This is a genomic window from Pseudomonas sp. GW821-FHT03C07 (genome assembly GCF_059420925.1).
This window is the reverse complement of record NZ_JBWKUQ010000002.1, coordinates 55324-81351: the sequence shown is the minus strand read 5'-3', so window position 1 is coordinate 81351 and position 26028 is coordinate 55324. Positions and strand designations below refer to the sequence as shown.

At 59.1% G+C, this 26028-nt stretch carries 24 protein-coding genes and 1 tRNA gene; 10 read left to right on the top strand and 15 right to left on the bottom strand.

Going from position 1 to position 26028, the window contains the following annotated elements; translation table 11 throughout:
• Positions 1-121: 121 nt before the first annotated feature.
• The 4 genes from AC07VG_RS03630 to AC07VG_RS03615 form a co-directional block, all read right to left on the bottom strand.
• Positions 122-826, bottom strand: coding sequence for a methyl-accepting chemotaxis protein (locus AC07VG_RS03630; protein WP_495000786.1), 705 nt, complete (start codon positions 824-826; stop codon positions 122-124).
• Positions 827-2661: 1835 nt separating this feature from the next.
• On the bottom strand, positions 2662-3498 hold the full coding sequence (gene ampE, locus AC07VG_RS03625; RefSeq protein ID WP_495004192.1) for a regulatory signaling modulator protein AmpE: 837 nt from the start codon (positions 3496-3498) through the stop codon (positions 2662-2664).
• Positions 3495-4058, bottom strand: coding sequence for a 1,6-anhydro-N-acetylmuramyl-L-alanine amidase AmpD (gene ampD, locus AC07VG_RS03620; protein WP_495004193.1), 564 nt, complete (start codon positions 4056-4058; stop codon positions 3495-3497). The genes ampE and ampD overlap by 4 nt, the downstream gene beginning before the upstream one ends.
• A 129-nt stretch (positions 4059-4187) precedes the next feature.
• Positions 4188-6395 carry a DUF1631 domain-containing protein gene (locus AC07VG_RS03615; protein ID WP_495004194.1) on the bottom strand — a complete coding sequence of 736 codons (2208 nt, stop codon included), beginning with the start codon at positions 6393-6395 and terminating at the stop codon, positions 4188-4190.
• A 372-nt stretch (positions 6396-6767) separates the two neighbouring features.
• Here AC07VG_RS03615 and nadC point away from each other — a divergent pair, with 372 nt between their 5' ends.
• Positions 6768-7616 (top strand): carboxylating nicotinate-nucleotide diphosphorylase, encoded by an 849-nt coding sequence (nadC, locus tag AC07VG_RS03610; protein ID WP_495020511.1) that lies wholly within the window; start codon positions 6768-6770, stop codon positions 7614-7616.
• 131 nt (positions 7617-7747) lie between these two features.
• On the opposite strand, the gene AC07VG_RS03605 is transcribed toward nadC, so the two are convergent.
• Complete coding sequence (locus AC07VG_RS03605; protein ID WP_495020510.1) at positions 7748-8245, bottom strand: methylated-DNA--[protein]-cysteine S-methyltransferase; 498 nt, start codon at positions 8243-8245, stop codon at positions 7748-7750.
• Complete coding sequence (locus AC07VG_RS03600) at positions 8242-9738, bottom strand: AlkA N-terminal domain-containing protein (protein ID WP_495020509.1); 1497 nt, start codon at positions 9736-9738, stop codon at positions 8242-8244. Before AC07VG_RS03600 ends, AC07VG_RS03605 begins: the two co-directional genes overlap by 4 nt.
• Before the next feature lie 253 nt (positions 9739-9991).
• On the opposite strand from AC07VG_RS03600, the gene AC07VG_RS03595 reads away from it, so the two are divergent.
• The gene (locus AC07VG_RS03595) at positions 9992-10810 is read left to right on the top strand and encodes a 2OG-Fe(II) oxygenase (RefSeq protein WP_495020508.1); all 819 of its coding nucleotides are present in this window, start codon (positions 9992-9994) and stop codon (positions 10808-10810) included.
• Between the two features lie 112 nt (positions 10811-10922).
• Here the strand turns inward: AC07VG_RS03595 and AC07VG_RS03590 are convergent.
• From AC07VG_RS03590 to AC07VG_RS03575, 4 genes are all read right to left on the bottom strand, one after another.
• Positions 10923-10998, bottom strand: a tRNA-Thr gene (locus AC07VG_RS03590).
• A 39-nt stretch (positions 10999-11037) separates the two neighbouring features.
• A complete protein-coding gene (locus AC07VG_RS03585; RefSeq protein ID WP_495020507.1) occupies positions 11038-12171 on the bottom strand; it encodes an O-antigen ligase family protein in 1134 nt (377 codons plus the stop codon).
• 326 nt (positions 12172-12497) lie between these two features.
• Positions 12498-14144 (bottom strand): tetratricopeptide repeat protein, encoded by a 1647-nt coding sequence (locus tag AC07VG_RS03580; protein ID WP_495020506.1) that lies wholly within the window; start codon positions 14142-14144, stop codon positions 12498-12500.
• A 115-nt stretch (positions 14145-14259) separates the two neighbouring features.
• A complete protein-coding gene (locus AC07VG_RS03575) occupies positions 14260-14667 on the bottom strand; it encodes a pilin (RefSeq protein ID WP_495020505.1) in 408 nt (135 codons plus the stop codon).
• A gap of 215 nt (positions 14668-14882) precedes the next feature.
• Here AC07VG_RS03575 and pilB point away from each other — a divergent pair, with 215 nt between their 5' ends.
• Genes pilB through yacG form a run of 5 tightly spaced genes read left to right on the top strand, consistent with a single transcriptional unit; the run spans position 14883 to position 19502 of the window.
• Positions 14883-16586, top strand: coding sequence for a type IV-A pilus assembly ATPase PilB (pilB, locus tag AC07VG_RS03570; RefSeq protein ID WP_495020504.1), 1704 nt, complete (start codon positions 14883-14885; stop codon positions 16584-16586).
• Between the two features lie 3 nt (positions 16587-16589).
• Complete coding sequence (locus tag AC07VG_RS03565; protein WP_495020503.1) at positions 16590-17807, top strand: type II secretion system F family protein; 1218 nt, start codon at positions 16590-16592, stop codon at positions 17805-17807.
• Between the two features lie 2 nt (positions 17808-17809).
• Entirely contained in the window at positions 17810-18682 is an 873-nt protein-coding gene (locus AC07VG_RS03560; RefSeq protein WP_495020502.1) for a prepilin peptidase, read from the top strand.
• On the top strand, positions 18679-19299 hold the full coding sequence (gene coaE, locus AC07VG_RS03555) for a dephospho-CoA kinase (RefSeq protein ID WP_495020501.1): 621 nt from the start codon (positions 18679-18681) through the stop codon (positions 19297-19299). The genes AC07VG_RS03560 and coaE overlap by 4 nt, the downstream gene beginning before the upstream one ends.
• Positions 19299-19502: a DNA gyrase inhibitor YacG gene (gene yacG / locus AC07VG_RS03550; RefSeq protein ID WP_495020500.1), complete on the top strand. Its 204-nt coding sequence runs from the start codon at positions 19299-19301 to the stop codon at positions 19500-19502. The genes coaE and yacG overlap by 1 nt, the downstream gene beginning before the upstream one ends.
• Before the next feature lie 10 nt (positions 19503-19512).
• Here the strand turns inward: yacG and AC07VG_RS03545 are convergent, their stop codons facing one another.
• Both AC07VG_RS03545 and AC07VG_RS03540 read right to left on the bottom strand, forming a co-directional pair.
• Positions 19513-19728, bottom strand: coding sequence for a hypothetical protein (locus tag AC07VG_RS03545; protein WP_495020499.1), 216 nt, complete (start codon positions 19726-19728; stop codon positions 19513-19515).
• A 62-nt stretch (positions 19729-19790) separates the two neighbouring features.
• Positions 19791-20477 (bottom strand): energy-coupling factor ABC transporter permease, encoded by a 687-nt coding sequence (locus tag AC07VG_RS03540; protein ID WP_495004208.1) that lies wholly within the window; start codon positions 20475-20477, stop codon positions 19791-19793.
• A gap of 140 nt (positions 20478-20617) precedes the next feature.
• Between AC07VG_RS03540 and AC07VG_RS03535 the strand changes: the two genes are divergently transcribed.
• The 3 genes from AC07VG_RS03535 (at position 20618) to AC07VG_RS03525 (ending at position 22847) form a co-directional block, all read left to right on the top strand.
• Positions 20618-21244: a DUF1780 domain-containing protein gene (locus AC07VG_RS03535; RefSeq protein ID WP_495004209.1), complete on the top strand. Its 627-nt coding sequence runs from the start codon at positions 20618-20620 to the stop codon at positions 21242-21244.
• A gap of 67 nt (positions 21245-21311) precedes the next feature.
• On the top strand, positions 21312-21485 hold the full coding sequence (locus AC07VG_RS03530) for a DUF3094 family protein (protein WP_495020498.1): 174 nt from the start codon (positions 21312-21314) through the stop codon (positions 21483-21485).
• Between the two features lie 63 nt (positions 21486-21548).
• Positions 21549-22847 carry an NAD(P)/FAD-dependent oxidoreductase gene (locus AC07VG_RS03525; protein ID WP_495004211.1) on the top strand — a complete coding sequence of 433 codons (1299 nt, stop codon included), beginning with the start codon at positions 21549-21551 and terminating at the stop codon, positions 22845-22847.
• Between the two features lie 74 nt (positions 22848-22921).
• Here AC07VG_RS03525 and AC07VG_RS03520 read toward each other — a convergent pair whose 3' ends face one another.
• From AC07VG_RS03520 to AC07VG_RS03510, 3 genes are read right to left on the bottom strand one after another with little or no spacing between them, the layout of a single operon-like run.
• Positions 22922-23884 carry a UDP-glucose 4-epimerase family protein gene (locus AC07VG_RS03520; RefSeq protein ID WP_495020497.1) on the bottom strand — a complete coding sequence of 321 codons (963 nt, stop codon included), beginning with the start codon at positions 23882-23884 and terminating at the stop codon, positions 22922-22924.
• Positions 23885-23891: 7 nt separating this feature from the next.
• Positions 23892-25019, bottom strand: coding sequence for a non-hydrolyzing UDP-N-acetylglucosamine 2-epimerase (gene wecB / locus AC07VG_RS03515; RefSeq protein WP_495020496.1), 1128 nt, complete (start codon positions 25017-25019; stop codon positions 23892-23894).
• A complete protein-coding gene (locus AC07VG_RS03510) occupies positions 25012-26022 on the bottom strand; it encodes a polysaccharide biosynthesis protein (RefSeq protein ID WP_495004215.1) in 1011 nt (336 codons plus the stop codon). The genes wecB and AC07VG_RS03510 overlap by 8 nt, the downstream gene beginning before the upstream one ends.
• Between the last annotated feature and the right edge of the window lie 6 nt (positions 26023-26028).

The window sequence follows — 26028 nt, the reverse complement described above, 5'->3', positions numbered from 1 at the left end:
CATTGTAGGAGCTGGCTTGCCGGCGATGGCGTCCGGATCGGCGCCGCAAGACTAAAAGGCCTTATCGCCGGCAAGCCAGCGCCTACAGGGACCGTGTTCGGCCTTAACTGAACGGCCCGCTTCAGACTCTGAACGCCCCGATCAATTGCTTGAGCTCCACCACCTGCACAGAGAGCAGGCGACTGGCACTTTCGGTCTGATGAGCGCCTTCAGCCGTACGCTCGCCCGCGCGGTTGATCTCGACGATATTCTGGTCGATATCATGGGCCACGGCGGTTTGCTGCTCGACGGCGGCGGCGATTTGCTGGTTCTGATCGACGATCATGCCCACCGCGCCGAGGATATTTTCCAGCGCCTGCTGGACCTTTTCCGATTGGCTCACCGTGCTGTTCGCCATTCCATGGCTGATACCCATGGCTTTCACCGCCGCCCCCACACCGCCGTGGAGCCGGCTGATCATCTGCTCGATTTCCCCGGTCGACTGCTGCGTGCGCTTGGCCAGGGTGCGCACTTCGTCAGCCACCACCGCGAAGCCCCGCCCCTGCTCGCCAGCCCGGGCCGCCTCGATGGCCGCGTTGAGGGCCAGCAGGTTGGTCTGCTCGGCAATGCTCTTGATCACCTCCAGCACCCGACTGATGGACTGGCTGTCAGTGGCCAGTTGATTGATCACCTGCACCGACTGATCGATCTCACCGGCCAACTGCACGATACTGTTCTGTTGCGACTCGACCAGGCCGCGACCGCTGAGGGTTTCGCCATTGACACTGTGGGCGCTGTTCACCGCGGCCGCGGCGCTACGAGCCACCTCCTGGGCGGTGGCGGACATCTGGTTCATCGCGGTGGCCACCTGCTCGATCTGGCTGCGCTGACCGGCCACCGCCAGATTGCTGCGGGCCGACACCGACTCGACCTGCCCGGCCTGGCGCTCGACCTCACTGACGGTCTGCCCGACCCGCTCGATCAGATCATGGATCTTCGCCACGGTGCCGTTGAAGACATCCCCCAGCTCACCTAGCTCATCGCGGCTATGGGCGACGAAATTGACCGTCATGTCACCCGCCGCCACCTTGTTCATCATTTCCCCCAGACGCCGCAAAGTGGTCCGGGTCGAGGCATAGAAACCGCCGTACAGGTAGACGATGGAGAAGAACACTGCCGCCAGCGCGACCACCAGTGACAGCATATGCAGGCGGTTTTGCCCCAGGCGCTGCTCAAGCTCCTGACCGAGATAGGCCAGGGTCGCGTCATTGAGCTGGTAGGTTTGCGCCATCAGGGCGCTGACCTGATCGTAGAAGGCCGGCCAAGGTGCGTCGAGGGTTTCAGCCATGACCACCTGCTCTTCGAACAGCTCGCTGGCTTTTTTCAACGACGCCTTGCTGGCGGCGGCTTGTGTGTCCAGGGCGGCGTGGGCATTTCTACTGGTACCCAAGGCATCCTGGAGCTTCAGGGCATATTCAGCCTGTACCTTCTCGATCTGCAGCAACAGCTCGTCGAAGCGCGTACTCGACGCCGAATTGAGAAAACCCTGGCCCAGGGAATAGGCGCCAATGGAGCGGCCTTCGCCGAGGATCTGGGTCACTTGTGGTGTAACGCTGGTCACCAGTTCGCTCAACTGCCGCAGATCGCTCTGGTTATCGCGGCTAAGCCCCGACTGGCTGGCGATGATCTGGCTGAAAATCTGCGCCTTGGCCAACAGCTTGGTAATCAGTGCGCTTTTGCTTTGCAAGGAGGTTTCGGCCTGCTGGGCCTTGAAGGCGCTGATCATTTCATCGCGCTTGGCGTTGAAGGCGTCGATCTGTTCCGGATCGATCGTCACTGCTGCCAGGCCTTGCAGGCGGGCCAGGACGCTCTGCTCCAAGGTGTGGATCTTGCCTTCCAGGTCCCCCGCCTTGCCGGATTGACCGAGGACGGCGTTGATCTGCACCTGGTTGTTCAGGGTTTCCAGGTCACGTCGCAGAATCAGACTGCTGCCCAGCAGGTCGAGGCTTTTCAGCTCGATCTGGGTGCCGGAGAATTCGCGATAGGAATCGCGCACCAGGTAGAAGTTGGTCACCAGCATCGGCACGAAGAACAGCACGCTGATCAGGCTGAACTTCATCCCGAAGCTCAAGCGGTTCATCAGGGCCACGGCGGGATATAGCAAGCTCTTCACTGGAACGCTCCCTTTCTATTATTTTTATAGTGACAAGCACGGCAAGGCACAAAGCCAGTATCCGCAGCTACTGCTTGTATAACTTAATTTGAACGGGAGTTTTGTAACTTAAGGTTAATGGCGCTGCGTACGGCGGCCTGACCACAGTGCCTTTTGCGCTGCCCGAGCCGGCCTCTTCGCGGGCAAGCTCCGCTCCCACAGGACCGAGCCACACCGCCCCCTTCGGTCAGCCCCGGACATTGTGGGAGCGGAGCTTGCCCGCGAAGAGGCCCTTGAGCCTTGCGCCGCTTATAAGGACGCCATTGCTGGCAAGCCGGACCACAAGGTTCGCGGTGCTAGCACAGGACCGAGTCACACCGCAAACCCTCGGTCAGCCCCGGACATTGTGGGAGCGGAGCTTGCCCGCGAAGAGGCCCTTGGGCCTTGCGCCGCTTATAAGGACGCCATCGCCGGCAAGCCGGGCTCCTACAAGGTCCGCGGTGTTTGTGAGGGCCGTGTGTTCCCTCGGATCAGATCAACAGGGTCCACAGGGCAAACCCGGCATACCAGAGCACCGCCGCCCGCAGCAGCAACTCCCACAGGCTGTCCAGGCTGGTGACGCCATCGGCGCCCACCACCGGCGCCGGGACCTCCCCTGCGACACGACCGACTTTCTCCACCAGTTGCCGCGCCGTGATGTCCCAGTTGAGCAACTCATGCAGCATCACCCGGCTGACCCCGACAAAGTTGCCCACCAACGCCAGGCTGGCCGCCAGCAAGCGCACTGGCAACCAGTCGAAGGCGTGCCGCAGCAAGGTCGCGCGCTCCACCAGCGCCGGGTTCTGGCCGCGCTCCGCCGCCAGCGCCAGCAGCCGATAACTCAGCGCCGCCACCGGGCCCAGGAGGAAGTACCAGAAAATCACCACGAAGAAACTCTGGTAGGCCTGCCACAACAGATAACCCTGGACTCGTTCCAGCAGATCGTCGCCATCCTCGGCGCACACCTCCAGGTCACGCTTGGCCACATGCACGGCCGCCTGCACATCACCGCGCCGCCAGGCATCGCGAAACGGCCCCAGGGCCGCCAACAGATCGCCACGGCCCAGGCTGTAAATCACCACCAGCAGGTGCACCGGCAAAGCCAGCAAACCATAGGCCAGCGGTTGCAGCGCCATCAGTACCAGACCGAGCACGACCACCGGCAACAGCACCAGCAGGATCAACACCAGCCATGGCTGCCCGGCCGTCCGCGGGCCGGCCTCCAGCCTGGCCAGCTCCCGCAGCCAGGCGCCGTCACGCTGGACCCGTTGACGCAAGGCCGAGAATTTTTCGACCCAGACCGCCAGCAGCAACACCAGAAAACTCATTGTGACTCTCCTTTTTCCAGCACGGCGGCACGAAAGCGCCCCCAGTCGAACGCCGGCCCCGGATCGGTCTTGCGGCCCGGGGCAATATCGCTATGGCCGCAAATCCGTTGCGGGGTAATGGCCGGGTAAGCAGCCCGCAGCTGACGGGTCAAACCGATCAGCGCCACGTACTGCGCCTCGCTGAAAGGCAGATCGTCGGTGCCTTCCAACTCGATGCCCAGGGAAAAATCGTTACAGGTTTCCCGCCCCTCGAAAGACGACACCCCGGCATGCCAGGCGCGCTCCAGACAAGAGACAAACTGAGTGACTATACCGTCACGCTCAATCAGAAAATGCGCGGACACGCGCAAGTCTGCGATGCCTTCAAAGTAGGAATGTTCCGTGACATCCAGGCGGTTCTGGAAGAATTCCTGCACCTTGCCCGTGGCGAACTGCCCCGGCGGCAGGCTGATGTTATGGATCACCAGGAGGGAGATTTCCCCAGCCGGACGCTGGTTGAAGTTGGGCGACGGACAGTGACGCACGTCCTGGCACCAACCGCTGGCGGGATCCAACTGCATACCGATTCCTTCGAAGACAAAAACGACAGGCTCAGTATGCCGCGATAGGCACGCGGATGGGTCAGCAATCCGCGCTTATGCCGGAAATTTTCTCGGCGAACGCACGGCGACGGGACAAGCAAGGCGCACTCAGCGCGTCGTCATCCGCCGCAAATTGCCGATGACCGAGGCCAACGCCCGGTCGAACAACAAGGCGTCGTCCAGCAGGCGCACCGCGCCACGGCGGAACTCCACGGCCAGGGCCTGGGCCGTTCGCTCAAGCACCTTCAGGCCGGTGCGATTGACGAAAATGTACTTGCCACCCGGCTCGATGATCGCCGTCAGTTTGCAGCGCAGGCTGTTCTCCGCGTCCTCGCGGATTTCCACCCACTGGCCGATGTGCAATTGCCGGACCCAGAGCAGTGCCGCGTCATCGGCCGGCAACTCGAAGGCGGTGTCTTCGGCGAGGGGCTCGTGGGGCGCACTGAGGACAATCTCCTCCACCACCTCGACCATCGCCGGTGCCTGGGTGCTCACCACGGGCTCGGCGCTCTTCCTGGCAAGCTGCTGGAGCACCTGGACATGCAGGCCTTCCAACTGGCTGAAAAATTCGCTGGTGGCGAAGGGGTCGAACGCGGCGCTGGTCAGGCCGTCACGCAGGGCCTTGAGCAAACCGGGGACCAACTCCAGCAGTTTGAGCCGGGCATCGACCGGGTCCTGGGGTTCGACACTCCAGATCAAATCGTCCATGGTTTGCAAACCGGCCTGCCATTCGGCGGACGCTTCGCCCTGCTTGAGCCAGGTCAGCAACAGCACCTTGCTCCAGGCCTCCTGGAGCAGGCGTACCACCACCTCGGGCAAGGTGCGACCCAACAGCCGTTCGTTCAACACTTCCTGGACCCGCTGGCGCGCCTGTTCGGCCTTGGCCCGACCTTCTTCGGCATCGCGGGTGCGCTGCTCAAGCAATTCGCTGCGCCGGCGTTCGTCGCTGGTAAAGGCGAGGAACTCCACCAGCAACTCGGAAAAGATCGCCGGATCGTCGACGAAATCATTCAACAGCCGTTGCACGATCTGTTCGATGCGCACGTACAGAGCATCGCGCTGATAGTCGTCACGAGAACCCCAGCCCAGGGCGGCGGAGGCAATTTCATTCAACAGCCGTCGTGCCGGATGGCTACCACGACTGAAAAAGCTCTTGTCCAGCACCGCCACTTTCAACATTGGGATCTGCAAGCGGCCAATCAGCGCTTTCAGCGAGTCCGGCAAGACGCGGTCATCGAGGATAAATTCGAAGAGCATGGCGATCAGGTTGATCACGTCCTCGTCCATGCCCCCGACCACCCGGGACTTGCCGCTTTTTACGCTGACCCGGGTCAACAGTTGTTCCAACTGGTTGCGCAGGTCGAAATCTTCCACCGAATTGGGCTCCGGCACATATTGTTGCAAATGCGAGAGCAGACGCAGCAGGTCGTTGGTGGAAATCGGCTGGACCTCGGAGCCGGCCTCAAGCTTGGGCGCGACACTGCCACGCACATGCAGCAGCAGCTCCTGCAAGGCGGCGAACACCTCTTGCACGCTTTCATCCAGGGGCTTGGCGCCGGCGCTCGGGGACTGCCGGCCAGGGGCGCTGGCCGCCGAGCGATCACTGGCACGGCGCGCCGGGGCGGCCTTGAGCTCCGGCAGCACACCGGTGGCAATCAGCAATTGATTGGCTTCGGTAAACAACTGGTCGGCATCGCGGAGGACATATTTCTCGAACAGCTTGAGGATGATCAGCTTGACCTTGATCTCCACCCCGAGGTTGCGCCCGGCCTCGAGGAAATACCCGCAGAGCATCGCCGGACCCATGGGATTGCTCGCGTCGTCGACACGTCGGGCGATCAGGGCGTTGAAGCGGGTGCTGAGTTGCCCGAGGGCAAAACCGTCGCGGCTGAGGACCTTGGAGACCATGGCGTCCAGGGCCACGGTGCGTTCCAACTCATCGTTGGGCACCAGCGCCAGGGTTTCGTAGGACACCGCCGTGGACAGCGTCGGCTCACTGATGTCGTACTGGCCAAGGCTATCAAAGGCCTCGAAAAAGCGCTCGAGAAAACCGCGCTCGATGCTTTTGCGCTTGAGGCGCAGGTCGCGCATGGCTTCGAAAAAGGTGTTCTGGTCGACGTTGTTCTGGGCCTTGTCGGCCATTTCGAACAAGGTGTCGTCGGCATTATCGAACAGCACCTGCAAGCCCTGCTTGAGCTGCAGCGCGGCCTTGTCACGGACCTGGACGAGAACCACGGGCAAACGGGCAAGCGGCGACGGCGTCGCTTGATCGTCGGCGGCCTTGTGCAAAGGCACGACCTTCCCGTCATTTTGCATCAAAGCCTCCTGCCGCAGCGGTTCTGTCAGTTCTGCGTGAAAGATCGGTCTGTGCGGGGCGTAAGCCAAATGGCCCACGACCGCTTCTCGGCGAACACCTCAGGCGTTCACCGGCTATCGATAATCGGGGAATCACACGAACGTCAAATCCATGACGTCAATTACAAGGCAGATTATCTTGTAAAAGATGTCACTTTTACTAGTGCCTCCGCAATGCCTTTTTATATCGATATGAAAATAGACCGTCGAACGGGCAAAACGCTCGCGGCAAGCGACCAAAGGCAAAGTCCGAGCAGCCAGTCTCGGCCACACGCCTTGGGTTGGGCGGCACCCAGGCCCTATAATCGAGACACTTTGTTTGTGGAGTCCGTTATGCCGAATCTACGCCTCGCCGACCTGACCGCCGAAATCGAAGCCAACGTGCGCCGTGCGTTGTTCGAGGACATCGGCAGTGGCGACATCACCGCCCAGTTGATCCCCTCCGAGCGCCTGGCCAAGGCCACCATCATCACTCGCGACGCGGCGACCATCGCCGGCACGGCTTGGGTGAATGCGGTGTTTCGCCAGCTCGATCCGCGGGTGGCCGTGCATTGGCAGGTGCACGATGGCGACCGGGTACAGCCGAACCAGCCGCTGTTCCACCTGGAAGGCCCGGCGCGCTCGCTGCTCAGCGGCGAACGTTGCGCACTGAATTTCCTCCAGTTGCTGTCCGGGGTCGCGACCCATGCGCGCTATTACGCCGACCAGGTCGCCGATACCGCGGTCAAGCTGCTGGATACCCGCAAGACCTTGCCGGGCCTGCGCCTGGCGCAGAAGTACGCGGTGACTTGCGGTGGTTGCCATAACCATCGGATTGGCTTGTACGATGCGTTCCTGATCAAGGAAAACCATATCGCCGCGTGCGGCGGGATCGCCCGGGCGATCAACGCGGCGCACAAGATCGCCCCGGGCAAGCCGGTGGAGATCGAGGTGGAAAGCCTTGTCGAGCTCAAGGAAGCGCTGGCGGCGGGGGCGGACATCATCATGCTCGATGAGTTGAGCCTGGACGATATGCGTGAAGCGGTGCGCCTGAATGCGGGCAAGGCGAAGCTGGAAGCCAGCGGTGGGATCAATGAAAGCACGCTGCGACCGATTGCCGAGACGGGTGTGGATTACATCTCCATTGGTGCCATGACCAAGGATGTGAAGGCAGTGGACCTGTCGATGCGCCTGAGTCTCTGACAGAAAGCCTGAGCCCCCTCTCCACTGTAGGAGCGAGCTTGCTCGCGATCAGCCGGCAGGCTGGTCTTTCGACGGCGCTTGCAATATCGCCATCGCCGACAAGCTCCCCCCGGGATTGGATTCCCAGCAGCTCAACGCAACGAAAAGCGCCGCGACTCAAGCTCCAGCAACCACTGCTTGGCCGCCAGCCCGCCACCGAACCCGGTCAGGCTGCCGTTGCTGCCAATCACCCGATGACAAGGCACGATCACCGGCACCGGATTACGGCCATTGGCCGCCCCGACCGCCCGTGAAGCCTTGGGTCGATTGATCTGCTGGGAAATTTCGCCATAGCTGGTGGTCACGCCGTAGGGAATGGTCACCAGGGCCTGCCAGACATCTTTCTGGAAATCCGTCCCTTGCATATTGAGCTTCAGCTCGAACTCGACGCGCTCGCCGACAAAGTACTCCTCCAGTTGCGTACGCACCCGCGCCAGTTTGTCCGGCGCATGCACCCAGCCAACTGATGGCGTCTGCGGCCGATAGTCCAGCTCGAAGCGCAGCTCGCGTAGTCCATCGTCGTCGGCCACCAGCATCATGGGGCCGATGGGCGAAGGGATGATGTCGTAGTAAATCGGGCTTGCTGTCATTTTTGACTCCTGCGTATCGATTCTGCCTCACTCGCCCCACGCCACAGGTACATCACCGTATAGGCGCGCCATGGGCGCCAGTCTTCGGCGAGCAATTCCAGGGCCTTGGTACTCAAGGACGGCATATCCCTGACCACTTCGCGGCGCAGGATCAGATCCGCCGCCGGGAAGGCATCGGGATGATTGAGGGCGCGCATGGCGATGTAGTGCGCGGTCCACTCCCCAATACCCGGGAGCGCGACCCAGCTTTTGACGAAATCATTGAGACGTTGTTCTGTACGAAAACTCACCCGGCCATCGAGCAAGGCCTGGGCGATCCCTTGAATGGTGGCGGTGCGCGTCCTGATCACGCCGATTGAACCCAGGTCCGCGTCGACCAGCTGCTCCGGCGCCGGAAACAACCGATCCAGGCCGGGTGCCGGCGGTGTCTCAAGAACAGTGCCGAAACGAGTCAGCAGCCGTGATGCCAGGGTACGTGCCGCCGCCACACTGACCTGCTGCCCCAGCACCGCGCGCACCGAAATCTCGAAACCATCCCAGCCACCCGGCAGCCGTTGACCGGGATAGCGTTCGACCAGAGGCGCTAGCACGGGGCTAGCACCCAGGGTAGCGGCGATGGCCTGCGGATCAGCATCCAGGTCAAACATCCGGCGAATCCGCGTGACCACCGGCAACATCTGGCCGGGCGGGACATTGAACAGTTCCAGCTTCAAGGCATGACCACCGTCCGGCCAGGTGCTGACTTGCAACCAACTGGGCGACTCGCGATTGCCGAACACACGTCTGTAGCCCTGCTCGTCGACCACTTCGATGCCCGGCAAGGCACGATTGGCGAGGAACGCCAACACAGCCTTGAGATCATAGGGTGGTCGATAGCCCAGGCGCAGGACCAGTGCGTTGTTGGGATTGGTCAACGGCTTGCGGCGAAACTCCCGGGGCGGTGCATGGTTGGCCTCGGCAAAGGCCGAGTTGAAGCGGCGCAGACTCTGGAAACCCGAGGCCAGCGCCACTTCGGTAATCGACAGCGCGGTTTCGGTCAGCAGTTGCTTGGCGAACAACAGACGCTGGGTGGCATGGACCGCGATGGGCGGAGCGCCAAGGTGTTTGACGAACAGGCGCCGCAGCTGCCGGGCGCCGACATCGAGCCGGGCGGCGAGATCGTCGAGGGACTGTTCGGCGAGAAAACCTTCGTGGATCAGCTTCAGCCCACGGCCGACCAGATGTTCGCCGTGCAGCCAGATAGTGTTGCCCGGCGCCAGTTCCGGGCGGCAACGCAGGCAGGGCCGAAAACCCAGGGCCTCGGCGGCTGCGGCACTCGGGTAGTACTGCACGTTCTCGACCTTGGGCGGACGCGCCGGGCAGACGGGACGGCAGTAGATCCGGGTGCTGAGAACGGCGGTAAAAAAGACTCCGTCAAAGCGCGCATCGCGGCTCAGGCGGGCCTTTTCGCAGATATCGGCCGAGGGAAATGAGGAGGCAATAATCGTGTTCATGGGCAGAGACTAGCACCGGTGATGGGGCTGTTCTCGCCATTTTCGGACGTGAATGCGGCGACATTTTTCGGGTTGCACACAGCCCCTGTAGGAGCCAGCTTGCTGGCGATGGCGTCCGCTCAGGCGATACAAGACTCACTGGCCCAACCGCCAGCAAGCCGATCTGTACCCCAATCAAAATAGTTTGATAAATCCGGCCCCCAACATGAAAATGCCTGCCATGAATAAGCCATCACGTCAGTCAGGAATCGAAATGGACGTCAAAGACATCGCAGCACTCATCGTCGAGCGCCTTGAGGGCTGCCGGGCAGATATCCAAAATCAGTGGAACAACCCGCAAGACACCCATACGCGCCATTTCGTTATCGACGGCCTTCTTCCTGAAGAAATAGCCCTGGATATTTATGCCGCTTTTCCGCGCAACGCTGACGGTTTTCTTGACCAGCAATCGTTCCGCGAAAAAAAGAAAACCCTGGCCAATCTAGCTGATCGCCCGCAGATTCTGCGCGATGTCACCTACGCCATGCAGAGTCAGGAGGTGGTTGGCAAGGTCGCCGAACTGGTTGGCGTCGAGAGCATCATCCCCGACCCGTCCCTTTACGCTGGCGGCTTGTCGATGATGTTCAAGGATAATTTTCTGAACCCGCACATCGACAACAGTCACGACGGCGGTCGAGGCCTTTATCGGCGCCTGAACCTCCTCTATTACGTGACCCCCGACTGGGTTCTGGAGAATGGTGGAAACTTTGAGCTGTGGGATACCAAGGTCAAGAAACAAAAGACCATCGTTTCCGCATTCAACAGACTGGTCGTCATGGATACGAACCGTGACTCATGGCATTCCGTCAGTAAGGTCGTCGTCGACACCCCACGCTGCTGCGTGTCCAACTACTACTTCTCGAAGACGTCGCCTGATAATGACGAGTATTTCCATGTGACCTCATTCAGCGGCCGACCTGAAGAGCATGGAAAACGTCTGCTTGGCGTAGTCGATAATCATCTTCGCAACACCCTATCGAAGGTGTTGCAGGTTCGACGTGGTAAGGCTCTCGAAGAACACGAGCCTGACTGATTTCCGTATCTGGAAAAGCGTAAAGGTCAGGATGGGTTGAGGCAGATAAATCCCCGCAAGGTCTTGGCCCAGGGGGATTCTTCGGATGGGTTGATACGAACTGATCTTGATATGGTGCCGGAGATAGGAATCGAACCTACGACCTTCGCGTTACGAGTGCGCTGCTCTACCGACTGAGCTACACCGGCGTGGCGCTAAAGCTAGCATCCGATGCCGCTGCGGGCAAGTTACTCGGGCTTGATCGCAATCACGCCCTGGGTCCAGAAGCGCGGTTGGAAATGGCCGCCATATTGCTGTTGGTAGAGTTTGTTGCGCTCGTCCTGGTGAGGAACATCGCGGATCGCCACATAGACCAGGAACAGCACGGCGGCAGTGCCGATCCCCATCCACGACCAATGGATAAAAGCATTGGGTTTGGCCGGCTCGCGCTTCCAGACATGCAGGGCCACTAACCAGCCGACGACCAGCGACAGCCAGAGCTGGGAGTAAGGCATCACGATCACGCCGTCGACCATGGATTGGGTCAGGGCGCCGATCAGGCTGGCGAACAGGCACAGGCGCAGCAGGTCAGTTGGATCATCGGAAGTCGCGCGCTCGCGGATGAGGCGCAAGGTGGCCCACAGGCCGCGTCCAACCAAGCCCATGACCAGCAAAGTGGAGGGGATGCCCCATTCACTGGCCCATTGCAGGATGGCTTGATGCGGATGGGCAGCAATAGGGTTGTGGATATCAGCGAAGTGCATGGGGCCGAAGCCGAGCCAGGGCCGCTCGCGGATCATGTCCCAGGCCTGTTGCCAGAGCGGACCTCGGTCGGAGAGCGTGGTGGTCAGGCGCCCGCTGGCGGCGTTGCTTACCTCCATGCCGAGATAGCCGGCGAGGACACTGAACAACAGCCAGTAGAGCGTTACACCCACCCCGACAGCGGGCAACTGCCAGGTGATCCAGCGCCTGCCGGAGTGACCGCAGATGAAGAGCACGCAGGGCGCCACACCCATACCCAGCCAAGTGCCGCGAGTACCGCCAGCTACCGCAATCAGCCACCAGACACTCAAGAGCGAGAAAACCCAGGCTTGGGCTGAACGCTTGGTGGTAGACAGCAAAAGTGGGAGCGCTAAAAGCGGCAAGGTGAAGGTCTGGAACTGGCCGTAGAAGCGTTTGTTGGAAAACCCGCTCAGAAGTCCACCGGTATCCAGTATCCCTGTGCCAGCGAAAAACGAACGGAACGCCAATGTCAGGAAATCAAAGCTCTTGAAGGCGCAGATAAACACGACAAACAGCATCAGCAGTCGATCAGCGGAGACCCCATTGGATCGACGCATATAGGCAAAGGCTTCAGCGCAGCGGCAAGAGGCAGCGATCAAGGCGACCTCTGTGAGTGCCCAGAGTGGCTGATGCGCATAGAGGGAAGAGACGATACCTGCCAGCAAAATCAGCCCGCAGGCCAAGAGCGTGGGCCGATCGACAAGACCGAACGCCCGGGGCATTCGGCAGCAAAGAAGGAAAACCACTGCCGTACCGACAACGACGAGTTGCCCAAGACGCTGAAGCGTATGCCCGCCCAGACCGTGCCCAAAGACCATCATGACAGCGATAAGCAGCGCGAGTACCAGCCAAATCTTTGTTCGCCCAGTCCTGGCAGCGTCCATTACGACCTCGGAATTTCCATTTCAAGCGGTGTACAGATAGATCAGGATTTCGGAGCCAACATTAAGAGAGGCTTGGGGTGCGCCCGCTCACAGGCCGGCTGATTGCCTTTGCTGCATCCGAGCTCCAGATAACGTTGCGCTTCATCAAATTCGCCGAGGCTTCTCAGGGTTTCGGCCATACTCAAGTATGGCTTAGCGTAGCTGGGCTTGAGTTCGATAGCGTGCTCATAGTCCAGCTTGGATTTTTCCAATTCGTTTTTCAGGAAAAAAGCTCGGCCACGCTGATGGTAGGCATAAGCATAAGTTGGCTTCAAGAGGATAGACTTATCAAAACTCACCATTGCCTGATCAACAAAGCCGGCATCTAGGTAAGCAGTCCCAAGGTTATAATAAATTCGATAACCACCAAAAATACCGGGTTGTTCTCCCTGAGACTCAAGATACTGTGCAGCCTCACTCCATACGAAAAATGGCGTGGACAATGACAGCAAGCGGTCATAAGAAAGCCCAAAAAAGTAAAGCCCAAAAACGGGAACCAAGGTCACAACGTAGATACGCTTAAGGCGCCGGAGTGCCAATGCCAAAGCAATAAACACGCCGGGAACCCAAAGATAGCTACGATAAAGTACAAAAGGCTCTTGCAAGCGAACCGTGACCAACTCGGTTGAAAATAGCACCCAAGGGAACAGCAATGCAAAACCCAGAAGTCCTTTGCTCCCGCCACGAATAAGCAACATAAAGGCCGAAGCCCCATAGATAATAAATCCTGCGACTCCAGCCCAAATCCACCATACAGCGTAACTCAAAGGAAAAGGCACCCGCAGATCCAGTCCCATTGTTTTGCCCTGAGGTAAAACCAAAACGGAAAGATACTTGAAAAACAGAGTTACCTGATTCAAAACACTCAACAGATAAAGTGAGCCGTCAGGCTGGAACTTTTCGTCGCTCAGCACTTCATCGCTCATGATTTCGTAAGCATGGCCAATCACACCTTTTGACCACAACACCACTGAAATAGCAATCAGGCCTTGAACCAATAAGACTGAACATATCTCTCTGGAGCTCAGAGCAGAATAGAACCGACTGCGGCGATGCAATACCCATAACAAAAAACACAGTACCGGTAGCATTACAGCATGTTCTTTAGCATACAACGACAACAATACACATAGACAGGAAACCCAGAGTGCCCAACGTTTTCCCTCAAGCCCCTGCCAAAAAGCCCATAGTGCAAGTAAGGCAAAGAGCGTTGCACAGACTATGGTCCGCTGAATGAGATACCCTTGAGTCAGGATGGCCAGTGGGTGTATGGAAAATAAAACAGCGATGACAAATGCAGCAGCATCGACACTCAGAAAAAAAGCCCCCTGTGAGTCTAGCTTTTTCAAAAACTGACGCGACAATCCAAACAATGCAAAAGCTGTACAGCCATGAAGAAAAAGGTTCTCTACTCTCAGCCAGACAATTTTATCACTGAGGTAGACAAAGCTAGCCGCCAGAGAATCATACACCCACTCCCTAGGAGAGAAGCGGAAGCCTCTGGCCAGTAGCTCTGCGGGCGCACCCAGCCTAAAAAATGGCTCATCATCAAAAACCAGATCATTATTGAGAAATGGTAAACACAGCACAAGCAGCAAACCAACCGCCAACACTGACAATAACAGAAAGCCAAAGCGCCGCGATACCATAGAATTCTCTACACTTAAAATTATTTAATCCACCCCATACTAAAAGCCAGCATTCTCAAAGAAAATGCTGGCTTCATTTACGGCTTCTTTCAATAACCCGAGTCGACGTCACTCCTTACTTACAGAACCCAGCAGCAAGGCAATCACCTGTTTGAGCCCAAGTAATTGCGCCATTCACCATAGTTGGGGTCAGAATAAAAGTATGTGAACCTGCAGCAGAGGTACCCGACATACTAATCACACCGTTCGTTACTGTCATACCACTGGCCAAACTGCCTGTCGCGGCAGCAGCAGCCGGAATACCTTGGGTGCTAGTGCTGCAACCGGCTCCGTTCGTGTTTCCAAGATCGCTCATACAGACGCCTACGGCAGCTTTGTAGCCATCCGCAATCGAAATCACTTCGGCAAACCGCGCTTTCTGCGTGTAGGTGTTATAGGCCGGCAACGCAATCGCCGCCAAAATACCAATAATCGCTACAACGATCATCAGTTCGATCAAGGTGAAACCCTTTTGAGCGTTCATATTTCGTCTCCAGACGTGAGCAAAGGCGTGATGACTCGACTAGCCAAAGCACAGCCCGTGCCATTTCTCTGCGGCACGCCAGCGTAGTCCTTTCAGGTCCAGACCTCTGCTCCAGAACAACAGAACATGACATTTTTTGTCACTTTCTCTCCCCCGATTTGGCACTATCGCCCGACTACGCTATAAGACTCCGACTGTTTGCGTTTGGTGCTCAAATGAACGATATCGCCCTTTCCGGTCTGGCCAAGCAACTGGTTGCCGCCGAGCTGATTACCGACAAGAACGCTCAGCAGGCGTATCAACAGGCCCAGCGCACTCGGGTGTCTCTCGTCAGCTATCTGGTCCAGAACAAACTGGTCAAGAGCCGCCAGGTCGCGGAAATTGCCTCGGAGCATTTCGGTGTCGCCTTGCTCGACCTGAGCTGCCTCGACAAAGAGAGCCAGCCCAAAGGCCTGGTCAGCGAAAAGCTGATCCGCCAGCATCACGTCCTGCCACTTTGGCGGCGTGGCAATAAATTGTTCGTAGGCATTTCCGACCCCAGCAATCACCAGGCTATCACCGATATCCAGTTCAGCACCGGTCTCACGACCGAGGCCATCCTGGTAGAGGACGACAAGCTCGCCGATGCCATCGACAAGTTTTTCGACAGTAACAGCGGCGGCTTTGAAGAGATGGGGGACGTCGACCTCGAAGGCCTGGATATCGAGTCGGTCGATGAGAACAAGAAGAACGAACAGATCGCCGGCCAGGATGCCGACGATGCCCCCGTGGTGCGTTTCGTCAACAAGATGTTGCTGGATGCCATCAAAGGTGGCTCTTCGGACTTGCACTTCGAGCCCTATGAAAAGGTCTACCGCGTTCGCCTGCGTACCGACGGAATCCTGCGCGAAGTGGCCAAACCGCCGATCCATCTCGCCAGCCGTATCGCCGCACGCCTGAAAGTCATGGCCAGCATGGATATCTCCGAGCGCCGTAAACCCCAGGACGGACGCATCAAGATGCGTATCTCGAAGACCAAGGCTATCGACTTCCGGGTCAACACCCTGCCGACGCTGTGGGGCGAAAAAGTCGTGATGCGGATCCTCGACCCGTCCAGCGCCCAGATGGGGATTGATGCACTCGGGTATGAGCCGGACCAGAAAGCACTCTATATGGCAGCCCTGAAACAACCGCAGGGCATGATTCTGGTCACCGGCCCGACCGGCTCGGGTAAAACCGTTTCGCTCTACACCGGCCTGAATATCCTCAACACCGTGGACATCAACATCTCCACCGCCGAAGACCCGGTGGAAATCAATATGGAAGGCATCAACCAGGTCAACGTCAACCCGAAACAGGGCCTGGACTTTGCTCAGGCGCTACGCTCATTTCTGCGCCAGGACCCGGACGTTATCATGGTCGGTGAGATCCGCGACCTGGAAACCGCCGAGATCGCCATCAAGGCCGCCCAGACCGGCCACATGGTCCTCTCAACCCTGCACACCAACAGCGCGGCGGAAACCCTGACCCGCCTGCACAATATGGGCATTCCCGGTTTCAACATCGCCACTTCGATAAACCTGATCATCGCCCAACGGCTGGCACGAAAACTGTGCAGCTACTGCAAGAAGGAAATCGATATCCCCGAAGAAGCCCTGATCAAGGAGGGTTTCCCTGCGGACAAGATCGGCACCTTCAAGATCTACGAGCCCGTCGGCTGCGAGCAATGCAATGGTGGCTACAAAGGCCGGATCGGGATCTACGAGGTGGTCAAGAACACCCCGGACCTGCAACGGCTGATCATGGCCGAAGGTAACTCCATCGAGATCGCCACCCAGATGCGCAAGGATGGTTTCAATGACCTGCGCACCTCAGGCCTGCAAAAAGCCATGCAAGGGCTGACCAGCCTGGAAGAAGTCAACCGCGTGACCAAGGACTAAACCATGGCGACCAAAGCAGTCAAAATCAGCCTTTATGCCTGGGAAGGGACCGACAAGAAAGGTAACAAGATGTCCGGTGAGCTCACCGGCCACAACCCGGCACTGGTCAAGGCACAGCTGCGCAAACAGGGGATCAACCCGAGCCGAGTGCGGAAAAAAAGCAATTCGATCTTCAGCAAAGGCAAACGTATCAAGCCTCTGGATATCGCGCTGTTCACCCGCCAGATGGCGACGATGATGAAAGCCGGCGTACCGTTGTTGCTATCTTTCGACATCATCGGCGAGGGTTTCGAGAACCCGAACATGCGCAAACTGGTGGATGACATCAAGCAACAAGTCGCCGCTGGCAACAGCTTCGCGACCTCCTTGCGCAAGCAACCGGAGTATTTCGACGATCTGTACTGCAACTTGGTGGATGCGGGCGAACAGGCCGGTGCTCTGGAAAGTTTGCTGGAACGAGTTGCGACCTACAAGGAAAAAACCGAAGCCTTGAAAGCCAAGATCAAGAAGGCGATGAACTACCCCATTGCCGTCGTGCTCGTGGCGATCATCGTTTCCGGGATCCTGCTGATCAAGGTCGTGCCGCAGTTCCAGGCGATCTTCAAGGGGTTTGGCGCTGAGCTTCCGGCCTTCACCCTGATGGTGATCGGACTCTCCAACATAGTGCAGGAATGGTGGTGGATCATTATTCTAGCGCTGGTTGGAGGCATCTACTGTCTGAGACGGGCGCACAAGACATCCGAACGCTTTCGTAACTGGATGGATAGGACACTGCTGAAGATGCCAATCATCGGCCCCTTACTCTACAAATCCGCCGTCGCCCGCTATGCTCGCACTCTATCCACCACATTCGCTGCTGGCGTACCGCTCGTCGAAGCACTTGATTCCGTGGCTGGAGCTACCGGCAATATCGTTTTCAAAAATGCAGTCAATCGCATCAAGCAGGACGTCTCCACCGGCATGCAGTTGAACTTCTCCATGCGCAGCACTGGTGTATTCCCGAACATGGCCATTCAAATGACCGCTATTGGAGAGGAATCCGGAGCACTGGACGATATGCTCGACAAAGTGGCGGGCTACTACGAAACCGAAGTCGACAACATGGTCGACAGCCTCACAAGCTTGATGGAACCCATCATCATGTCCGTGCTCGGCGTGATCGTCGGCGGCCTGGTGATCGCCATGTACCTGCCTATCTTCAAACTCGGCTCAGTAGTCTGAACATGCCCCTACCCGACTTCCTGGCCAGCCAACCGCTGGCTTTTGTTTTTTTCGCCCTGCTCCTCGGCCTGGTCGTCGGCAGCTTCCTCAACGTCGTGGTCTGGCGCCTGCCGAAAATGCTCGACCGCGACTGGCGCACCCAGGCCCACGAAGTGCTCGGCCTGCCCCAACCCGCGCCCGGCCCGACCTACAACCTACTGCTACCCCATTCCCATTGCCCGCACTGCAACCATCAACTGCGCGCCTGGGAAAATCTCCCGTTGATCAGCTACACCCTGCTGCGCGGCAAATGCTCCAGCTGCAAGGCTCCCATCAGCAAGCGCTACCCCCTCACTGAAATGGCCTGCGGCCTGCTCTCAGCCTTTGTCGCCTGGCATTTCGGTTTCGGTTGGTCCACCGCCCTGATGCTGGTACTGACCTGGGGCCTGCTGGCCATGAGCCTGATCGACGCCGACCACCAGCTCCTGCCTGACGCCCTGGTCCTGCCACTGCTCTGGCTCGGCCTGATCGCCAACCACTTCGGCCTCTTCACCAGCCTTGACGCCGCCCTGTGGGGCGCCGTGGCCGGTTACCTGAGCCTCTGGTCGGTCTACTGGCTGTTCAAGCTGCTCACCGGCAAGGAAGGCATGGGCCATGGCGACTTCAAGCTGCTGGCGATGCTCGGCGCCTGGGGCGGCTGGCAGATCCTGCCGCTGACCATCCTGCTGTCATCCCTGGTGGGCGCCGTGCTCGGTCTGATTCTGCTACGCCTGCGCAACGCCCAGACCTCGACGCCGATCCCCTTTGGTCCCTATCTGGCGATTGCCGGCTGGATTGCCTTGCTCTGGGGTGGTCAAATAACCGCTTCCTATCTGCAGTTTGCCGGTTTCAAATGACCACAGCCGTTTCAACACCCTGGATTCTAGGCCTTACCGGCGGCATCGGTAGCGGCAAGAGCGCCGCGGCCCAACACTTTATCGACCTCGGCATCCACACCGTGGACGCCGATCACGCCGCCCGCTGGGTGGTGGAGCCCGGTCGTCCGGCGCTGGAAAAGATCGTCGAACACTTCGGCCCCCGTGTGCTGCAAGCCGACGGCCAACTGGACCGCGCCGCCCTGCGCACGCTGATCTTCGAAGCGCCGGAACAACGCCGCTGGCTCGAGGCCCTGCTGCATCCGCTGATCGGCGAAGAGATCGCCAGCCATCTGGCCCAGGCACAATCGCCCTATGCGATCCTGGTCTCACCGCTGCTGATCGAATCGGGGCAATACAAGAACACCCAGCGCGTGCTGGTGATCGATGCTCCGCAGGCACTACAGATCCAGCGCACCCAGCAACGGGACCAGACCAGCGAACAACAGGTGCAGGCCATCCTCAAGGCCCAGGCCAGCCGCGAAGAGCGCCTGCGCCATGCCGACGATGTGCTGGTCAACGACCGCGACCAGGCCTGGCTACGTAGCGAGGTCGAGCGTCTGCATCACTTTTATCTGACTTTGCGTGGAGGCCACTGATGAGCCAACCCTTGACCGTTGAATGCCCGACCTGCGGCGCCCCCGTGGAATGGACCGCCACCAATCCCCAGCGGCCGTTCTGCTCCGACCGCTGCAAACTGATCGACCTCGGTGCCTGGGCTTCGGAGGAACACAAGATTCCCGTCAGCCCTGATGCCGAGGACGACCTGTTCTCCGACGATCTGCCGCCCCGCGCCCACTGATTGTCAGGGATCAGGGCCGCATAAAACCGTAGTCCTGGTCGTCATCGAGGTTCTCGGCGAGAAATTGCAGTTCATCCGCCAGATCCTCGGCACTGCGTAGCGCCTTGCTCTGTTGCACCACCGCACTGAGCAAGGCGCGCAGGCCCAGCCCCGGCTCGAATCCCTCCACTTGCGCATCTTCCAGACTGGCCTGCACCTGCTGACGCGCCCATTCGTACACACTCATGACCTTGCTCCCGGTTTTTTCCGCAGCATGGTCGCGGGGCGCGTCTGCGAGGTTGACCCAGGTCAACGAGGCTCATTGTCCTTCCACGGCGCCGACAGGTAGCGGGTGCGGTTGAAGGTTTCCAGCCACTCCGGACAGAACACCACCAGCGCGCTGACCACCATGCCGTTGATAAAGGCCTCGGGGAAAATGATCAGCCACAGGTAACCGACAAAATCCCCCAGCCACTCCGGCAGGGCGAAACGCCCGTCGAACCACAGCAGGCCCAGGCTCGCCAGCAGGCAGAGCAAGGCCGCCAGGGCGGCGGCGAAAAACCCCGAACAGAAAATATACACAAAGGGATTACGCGGCTGCGCCCGCTCCACCAGGATTGCGCAGCTCTCCGTCACCAGCACCGGCAGCAGGATCAACAAGCTGCCATTGACGCCGAGCGCGACTAGATCCTGGTGCCCCAACAGCACCAAGCCGAGCTGCGCCACCAGCCCGCCGACAATCGCCAGCGGCCAGTCCAGCAGCAAGGTCACCGCCGTCAAGCCGATAAAGTGATAGGACACCCCGGTGTCGAAGTCGCGCCGCACCAACCAGAGCAGGAACAGCGCGAAGACCGTGCCGAACAGCAGGTGCTGGCGGCGACTGTCGGTGAACAGCTCGACCCAGGGCGAACGCCAGATCGCCCAGACCACCACCGGCAGATAGATCAGCCAGCCAATAACCAGGCTGGCCGGCGACAGCAGTTGCGCACCGATCATAAAACCTCTCCACCCTCCGCGGGCTCGACAACCCTTGCCTGCTTGAGTCCTGAAGTCTACACCGCCGGTTACGACGCACCATGTCGACAAAAATTGCTCCAGACTTCCAGACCTTACGGTTTCAACGCTAAGCTTGGGCCATGGACGACTCAGACTTTTTACGCTTGCTGACCATCCAGGCGGAGCAAGCCAACACGTTTCTTTCCAATGCCCGCAAATGGGAGCGTGAGCGTTGGGTCTGCCAGCGCCTGCTGCAAGGGCTGAACATTGCCTATCGCGCCGAAGACTTCCACCCCGCCCAGGAGCCGCCGGACGTGCTGTTTCGCGACGCCTGCTTCGAGGTGTTTTTCGTCCTCGACGAAGGCCGGCGCCTCAACGATGAGTGGCGCGAAGAGTTGCAGCGCCGACGCAGCGCTTTTTCCCTCAGCCAGCTGGTGCGCCGCGAGGCCAAACCCAGGCGTATTCCCGCCTCCGAGCTACTGCAGCGGCTGGCGCCGACCCTGCGCAAAAAAGCCCACAACTACCAGGAGCGCGGGCTGGACCTGGGCGAGCTGGACATCATCGCCTTCGCCAGTCTCAAGCGCGAAGTGCTCGACCTCAACAGCCACTTCCCGCCCCCGACCGAATACCTGCGCCAGGGCTGGCGCTCGTTGTCGCTGGTGGGGCCGACCTTCGCCCGGGTGCTGTTCGCCCACCCCGACGCCCCGGACTTCCTGCGCGGCAACCTGGGGCGCAGCATTGTTTTCGACGTCGGCATCAGTTTGTAAGCCCATGGCGTAATCACCGCACCAGTGATACAAAGCATCTTGGTAACGTCTACCTGACGAGGCTCCCATGACCAGCCGCCTGAACCCCGACGACCAGCAGCATGTCGATCAGTACCTGCAGCTCCCCCAACACCAAGTCGAGCGCCGGCCATTTCGGCCGTGGATACTCCTGGTGGTGGTGCTCGCCGTGGTCATCGGCCTGGGCCTGTTGAGCCGCTTCCTGAGTTATCTGCTGCTATGAGCTGCTTCGCGCTCGCCCGGATAACGCAGGCACAGATTTCCTTTAGCCTTGCGAGATATCCCCATGAACCATCGTATCGTGATCGTCGGCGGCGGCGCCGGCGGCCTGGAGTTGGCGACCCGCCTGGGTAAGACCCTGGGCAAGCGCGGCATTGCCAGCGTCATGCTGGTCGACGCGAACCTGACCCACATCTGGAAACCCCTGCTGCATGAAGTGGCGGCCGGCTCGCTGAATTCTTCGGCCGACGAGCTCAACTATGTCGCCCAGGCAAAATGGAACCACTTCGAGTTCCAGCTGGGGCGCATGAGCGGGCTCGACCGCGAGCAGAAAAAGATCCAGCTGGCCGCCACCTACGACGAACACGGCGTGGAGCTGCTGCCTGCCCGGGAACTGGGCTACGACTCGCTGGTGATTGCGGTGGGCAGCACCACCAACGATTTCGGCACCGAAGGCGCGGCGCAACACTGCCTGTTCCTCGACACCCGCAAACAGGCCGAGCGTTTCCACCAGCAACTGCTCAACCATTACCTGCGCGCCCATGCCGGGCAAAGCGATGCGGTCGAGCAGATCAGCGTGGCCATTGTCGGCGCTGGCGCCACCGGCGTGGAGCTGGCGGCCGAACTGCATAACGCCGCCCATGAACTGGCGGCCTATGGCCTGGACCGTATCAAACCGGAAAACATGCACATCACCCTGATCGAGGCCGGTCCTCGGGTATTACCGGCCTTGCCGGAGCGCATCGGCGGACCGGTGCACAAGACCCTGGAAAAACTCGGGGTGCGGGTCATGACCAATGCGGCCGTGAGTGAAGTGACCGCGGAAAACCTGGTGACTGCCGACGGTCAGGTGATTGCCGCGAGCCTCAAGGTCTGGGCGGCGGGGATCCGCGCGCCGGGCTTTCTCAAGGAAATCGATGGCCTGGAAACCAACCGGATCAATCAGCTGCAGGTATTGCCGACGCTGCAGACCACCCGCGACGAGAATATCTTTGCCTTCGGCGATTGCGCCGCCTGCCCGCAGCCGGGGAGCGACCGCAATGTACCGCCACGGGCGCAAGCCGCGCATCAGCAGGCGTCATTGCTGGCCAAGTCGCTGAAACTGCGTATCGAAGGCAAGACCTTGCCGGAGTATCGCTATACCGATTACGGCTCGCTGATTTCGCTGTCACGCTTTTCCGCCGTCGGCAACCTGATGGGTAATCTGACTGGCAGCGTAATGCTGGAAGGTTGGCTGGCGCGGATGTTCTATGTGTCGCTGTATCGGATGCACCAGATGGCGCTGTATGGCACCTTCCGCACCCTGATGCTGATGCTCGGCAGCCGGATCGGACGTGGGACGGATCCGCGGTTGAAGTTGCACTGATCGCTTGTGTGTCCCCACCAATAGCGTGGGGACACACAGACTTGATCAAATCGCGGCAATCTTTCCCACAGGCATCACTTTCGATGCGCCAGAAAGTCTTTTGCCGTCTTTGCCAAGGCGTCATCTACACCGAGTGGAGGAGACCATTCGAGCAGTTTTTTGGTTTTTTCGATATCGACCGTTAATGATCCGCAAAGACGCTGGGACATTGCCTTTCTCCCCAGAAGTTGCGCAACACTGTTCAACAGTCTCATCGGTACTGGTAAGAGATAAGCCTGGCGGCCCAGCGCTCGTGCCATCCGACGCAGTAATTGGCTGGTGGACAGATCTTCATCATCACTCACCAGGAAAACCTGGTGGGCAGCAGCCGGATGATGGATGCATCTCACGATCAGGTCGACCAGATTATCCATTGCCACCAAGCTGCGCTTGTTGGCAATGGCCCCCAGCGGCAGAGGGATTCCCCGGCTCAGCCAACTCATCATATTGCGGAAATTTGCCTTCACTCCGGGCCCATAGACCAGCACTGGTCGAATGATCACGACCTCCATGCCAGTCCGCGTCGCCAGCGCCTGCAAGCCCTGCTCGGCCTCCCACTTGGAAACACCGTAGGGATCCTGCGGATTCGGTTGGTCGCCTGCCGTATACGGACGCTCCGGCAACGTACCCTCACCGTTGACCTTGATCGAACTCAGGTAAACGAACCGCCGAACCCCCGCCTGGGCCGCCTGCTCCGCCAAGCGCAACGTACCTTGCACATTCACCCGGCGAAAAGCAGCCAGGGGGTCCGCCTCATGCTCATTCATGACATGCACGCGGGCCGCGCAGTGAATGACCACCTCGATGCTCTCCAAGGCGGCTTGCCAATCGGTATCCTGGGTCAAACCGGATATCTGGCACACCTGCAAGCCAGGTACCGACTGCGTCGGCAACTGTCGGTAGGCCGCACGCAATGTAAAGCGCCTGTCGTTCAGCAACTCAGCCTGGACCGCAGAGCCAACAAAACCACTGGCACCCGTCAAAAGGATTAGCGTCATGGCGTGCTCAGGCTTTGTTCCAGACAGTGCGATTGATGTAGTCGGTGTAACTCAGCACCACACGAACCACTTGCAACGAAACCGGCCCACCTTGATAGTCCGGCACCAACGGCACTTTGCGCTCATCGCGAGAATGTTGGCTGGTAACCACCCGTACCGCATCCATCACCGATCCACGCTTCAAGCCGCTCATGATCAGCGTGCCTTCATCCATCCCCTCGGGACGCTCGTGGGCATTGCGCAGGGTGACAGCGGGCAGGTTCAGCAGCGAAGCTTCTTCGGTGATGGTGCCGCTGTCAGAGAGCACACAGAACGCCGACATCTGCAGCTTGATGTAGTCCAGCAGGCCGAACGGTTTGACGAAGCGGATCAACGGGTGATCGAGCGACTCCCCCAAAGCTTCCAGACGCTTGCGGGTACGTGGATGCGTCGAAACGATCAATGGGAAGCCATAGTGATCGGCCAGGGCCCGCAGGGTATCGAGCAAATCACGCAGGTTATCCGGCGTATCGACGTTCTCCTCACGGTGAGCACTGACGATAAAGAACTTGTCCTGCTCCAGACCACTGCGTTCCAACACATCGGACTGTTCGATCTTGGGCATGTAGTAGTCGAGGACTTCCTGCATGTGCGAACCGGTCTTGATGATCGTTTCAGGACGAATGCCCTCGGCGATCAGATAACGGCGAGCATGCTCGGTCAGCACCATATTGATGTCACTGAGGTGATCCAGCACCTTGCGGTTCAGCTCCTCAGGCACCCGCTGATCGAAGCAGCGGTTGCCCGCTTCCATATGGAACACCGGAATCTTGCGGCGCTTGGCTGCGATCACCGCCAGGCAAGTATTGGTGTCGCCATACAGCAGCAACGCGTCAGGCTTTTCCAGCTCGAAGATTTCATCGGACTTGGCAATGACTTCGGCGATGGTCTTGGCCGCGGTATCGCCGGCAGCACCAAGGAAATGGTCCGGTTTGCGGATCTCCAGATCGTCGAAGAACACTTGGTTGAGTTCGTAATCGTAGTTCTGCCCGGAATGCACCAGCACATGATCGACCTGGCGATCCAGCTCGGCGATAACCCGGCTCATCTTGATCAGTTCGGGACGTGTACCGACCAGCGTCATGACCTTAAGCATCGAGTTGCTCCTTGATGTAGTCGAGCTTGAGCAACAGTTCCTTGATCCCAGGCACATCCAGGCGCGTTGTATTGTGGGAGGTGTAATCGTCCAGCTCGGAGATCCGCTGTTCGCCCTCGACAAAGTACTTCTTGTAGTTCAGGTCGCGGTTATCCGCCGGAATCCGGTAGTAACGCCCCATGTCTTCGGCCTTGGCCATTTCCTCTCGGGAAACCAGCGACTCATAGAGTTTCTCGCCGTGGCGAGTACCGATAACCTTGACTTCGTTGCTCTTGCCAAACAGTTGCTTGAGCGCTTCGGCCAAATCACCGACAGTAGAAGCCGGGGCTTTCTGGACGAACAAATCACCCTGCTGGCCGTGTTCGAAAGCATGCAAAACCAGGTCGACCGAGTCTTCAAGCGACATGAGGAAGCGGGTCATGTGCGGGTCAGTCACCGTCAGCACTTCACCTGAGCGCAGTTGATCGACGAACAATGGAATCACCGAACCACGCGAGGCCATGACGTTGCCATAACGGGTGGCGCAAATAACCGGGCCTTTGGCCGGGATCATGCGCGACTTGGCCACCATCAGCTTTTCCGCCATGGCCTTGGAGATACCCATGGCGTTGATCGGATAGACGGCTTTGTCGGTGCTCAACACCACAACCCGCTGCACACCACTGGCAATCGCGGCATTCAGCACGTTCTCGGTACCCAGCACATTGGTGCGCACCGCTTCCATCGGATAGAACTCGCAGGACGGCACCTGTTTCAGTGCCGCGGCGTGGAAGATGTAATCCACACCGACCATCGCCTGGGACAAACTGTCGTAATCGCGGACATCGCCGATGTAGAACTTGACCTTGTCATTGGCCAAGGCAATACGCATGTCTTCCTGCTTCTTCTCATCACGACTGAAGATGCGAATCTCGCGCACAGCGGTATTGAGAAAACGCTTGAGGACCGTATGGCCGAAAGAACCGGTACCACCGGTGATCATCAATACCTTGTCGTCGAACATGTAAAC

Bases quoted from the DNA above. Each gene is read 5' to 3' on its own strand.
- AC07VG_RS03630 (WP_495000786.1), bottom strand. From the start codon at position 826: ATGTCCGCCACCGCCCAGGAGGTGGCTCGTAGCGCCGCGGCCGCGGTG.
- ampE (WP_495004192.1), bottom strand. From the start codon at position 3,498: ATGAGTTTTCTGGTGTTGCTGCTGGCGGTCTGGGTCGAAAAATTCTCG.
- ampD (WP_495004193.1), bottom strand. From the start codon at position 4,058: ATGCAGTTGGATCCCGCCAGCGGTTGGTGCCAGGACGTGCGTCACTGT.
- AC07VG_RS03615 (WP_495004194.1), bottom strand. From the start codon at position 6,395: ATGCAAAATGACGGGAAGGTCGTGCCTTTGCACAAGGCCGCCGACGAT.
- nadC (WP_495020511.1), top strand. From the start codon at position 6,768: ATGCCGAATCTACGCCTCGCCGACCTGACCGCCGAAATCGAAGCCAAC.
- AC07VG_RS03605 (WP_495020510.1), bottom strand. From the start codon at position 8,245: ATGACAGCAAGCCCGATTTACTACGACATCATCCCTTCGCCCATCGGC.
- AC07VG_RS03600 (WP_495020509.1), bottom strand. From the start codon at position 9,738: ATGAACACGATTATTGCCTCCTCATTTCCCTCGGCCGATATCTGCGAA.
- AC07VG_RS03595 (WP_495020508.1), top strand. From the start codon at position 9,992: ATGGACGTCAAAGACATCGCAGCACTCATCGTCGAGCGCCTTGAGGGC.
- AC07VG_RS03580 (WP_495020506.1), bottom strand. From the start codon at position 14,144: ATGGTATCGCGGCGCTTTGGCTTTCTGTTATTGTCAGTGTTGGCGGTT.
- AC07VG_RS03575 (WP_495020505.1), bottom strand. From the start codon at position 14,667: ATGAACGCTCAAAAGGGTTTCACCTTGATCGAACTGATGATCGTTGTA.
- pilB (WP_495020504.1), top strand. From the start codon at position 14,883: ATGAACGATATCGCCCTTTCCGGTCTGGCCAAGCAACTGGTTGCCGCC.
- AC07VG_RS03565 (WP_495020503.1), top strand. From the start codon at position 16,590: ATGGCGACCAAAGCAGTCAAAATCAGCCTTTATGCCTGGGAAGGGACC.
- AC07VG_RS03560 (WP_495020502.1), top strand. From the start codon at position 17,810: ATGCCCCTACCCGACTTCCTGGCCAGCCAACCGCTGGCTTTTGTTTTT.
- coaE (WP_495020501.1), top strand. From the start codon at position 18,679: ATGACCACAGCCGTTTCAACACCCTGGATTCTAGGCCTTACCGGCGGC.
- yacG (WP_495020500.1), top strand. From the start codon at position 19,299: ATGAGCCAACCCTTGACCGTTGAATGCCCGACCTGCGGCGCCCCCGTG.
- AC07VG_RS03545 (WP_495020499.1), bottom strand. From the start codon at position 19,728: ATGAGTGTGTACGAATGGGCGCGTCAGCAGGTGCAGGCCAGTCTGGAA.
- AC07VG_RS03540 (WP_495004208.1), bottom strand. From the start codon at position 20,477: ATGATCGGTGCGCAACTGCTGTCGCCGGCCAGCCTGGTTATTGGCTGG.
- AC07VG_RS03535 (WP_495004209.1), top strand. From the start codon at position 20,618: ATGGACGACTCAGACTTTTTACGCTTGCTGACCATCCAGGCGGAGCAA.
- AC07VG_RS03530 (WP_495020498.1), top strand. From the start codon at position 21,312: ATGACCAGCCGCCTGAACCCCGACGACCAGCAGCATGTCGATCAGTAC.
- AC07VG_RS03525 (WP_495004211.1), top strand. From the start codon at position 21,549: ATGAACCATCGTATCGTGATCGTCGGCGGCGGCGCCGGCGGCCTGGAG.
- AC07VG_RS03520 (WP_495020497.1), bottom strand. From the start codon at position 23,884: ATGACGCTAATCCTTTTGACGGGTGCCAGTGGTTTTGTTGGCTCTGCG.
- wecB (WP_495020496.1), bottom strand. From the start codon at position 25,019: ATGCTTAAGGTCATGACGCTGGTCGGTACACGTCCCGAACTGATCAAG.
- AC07VG_RS03510 (WP_495004215.1), bottom strand. From the start codon at position 26,022: ATGTTCGACGACAAGGTATTGATGATCACCGGTGGTACCGGTTCTTTC.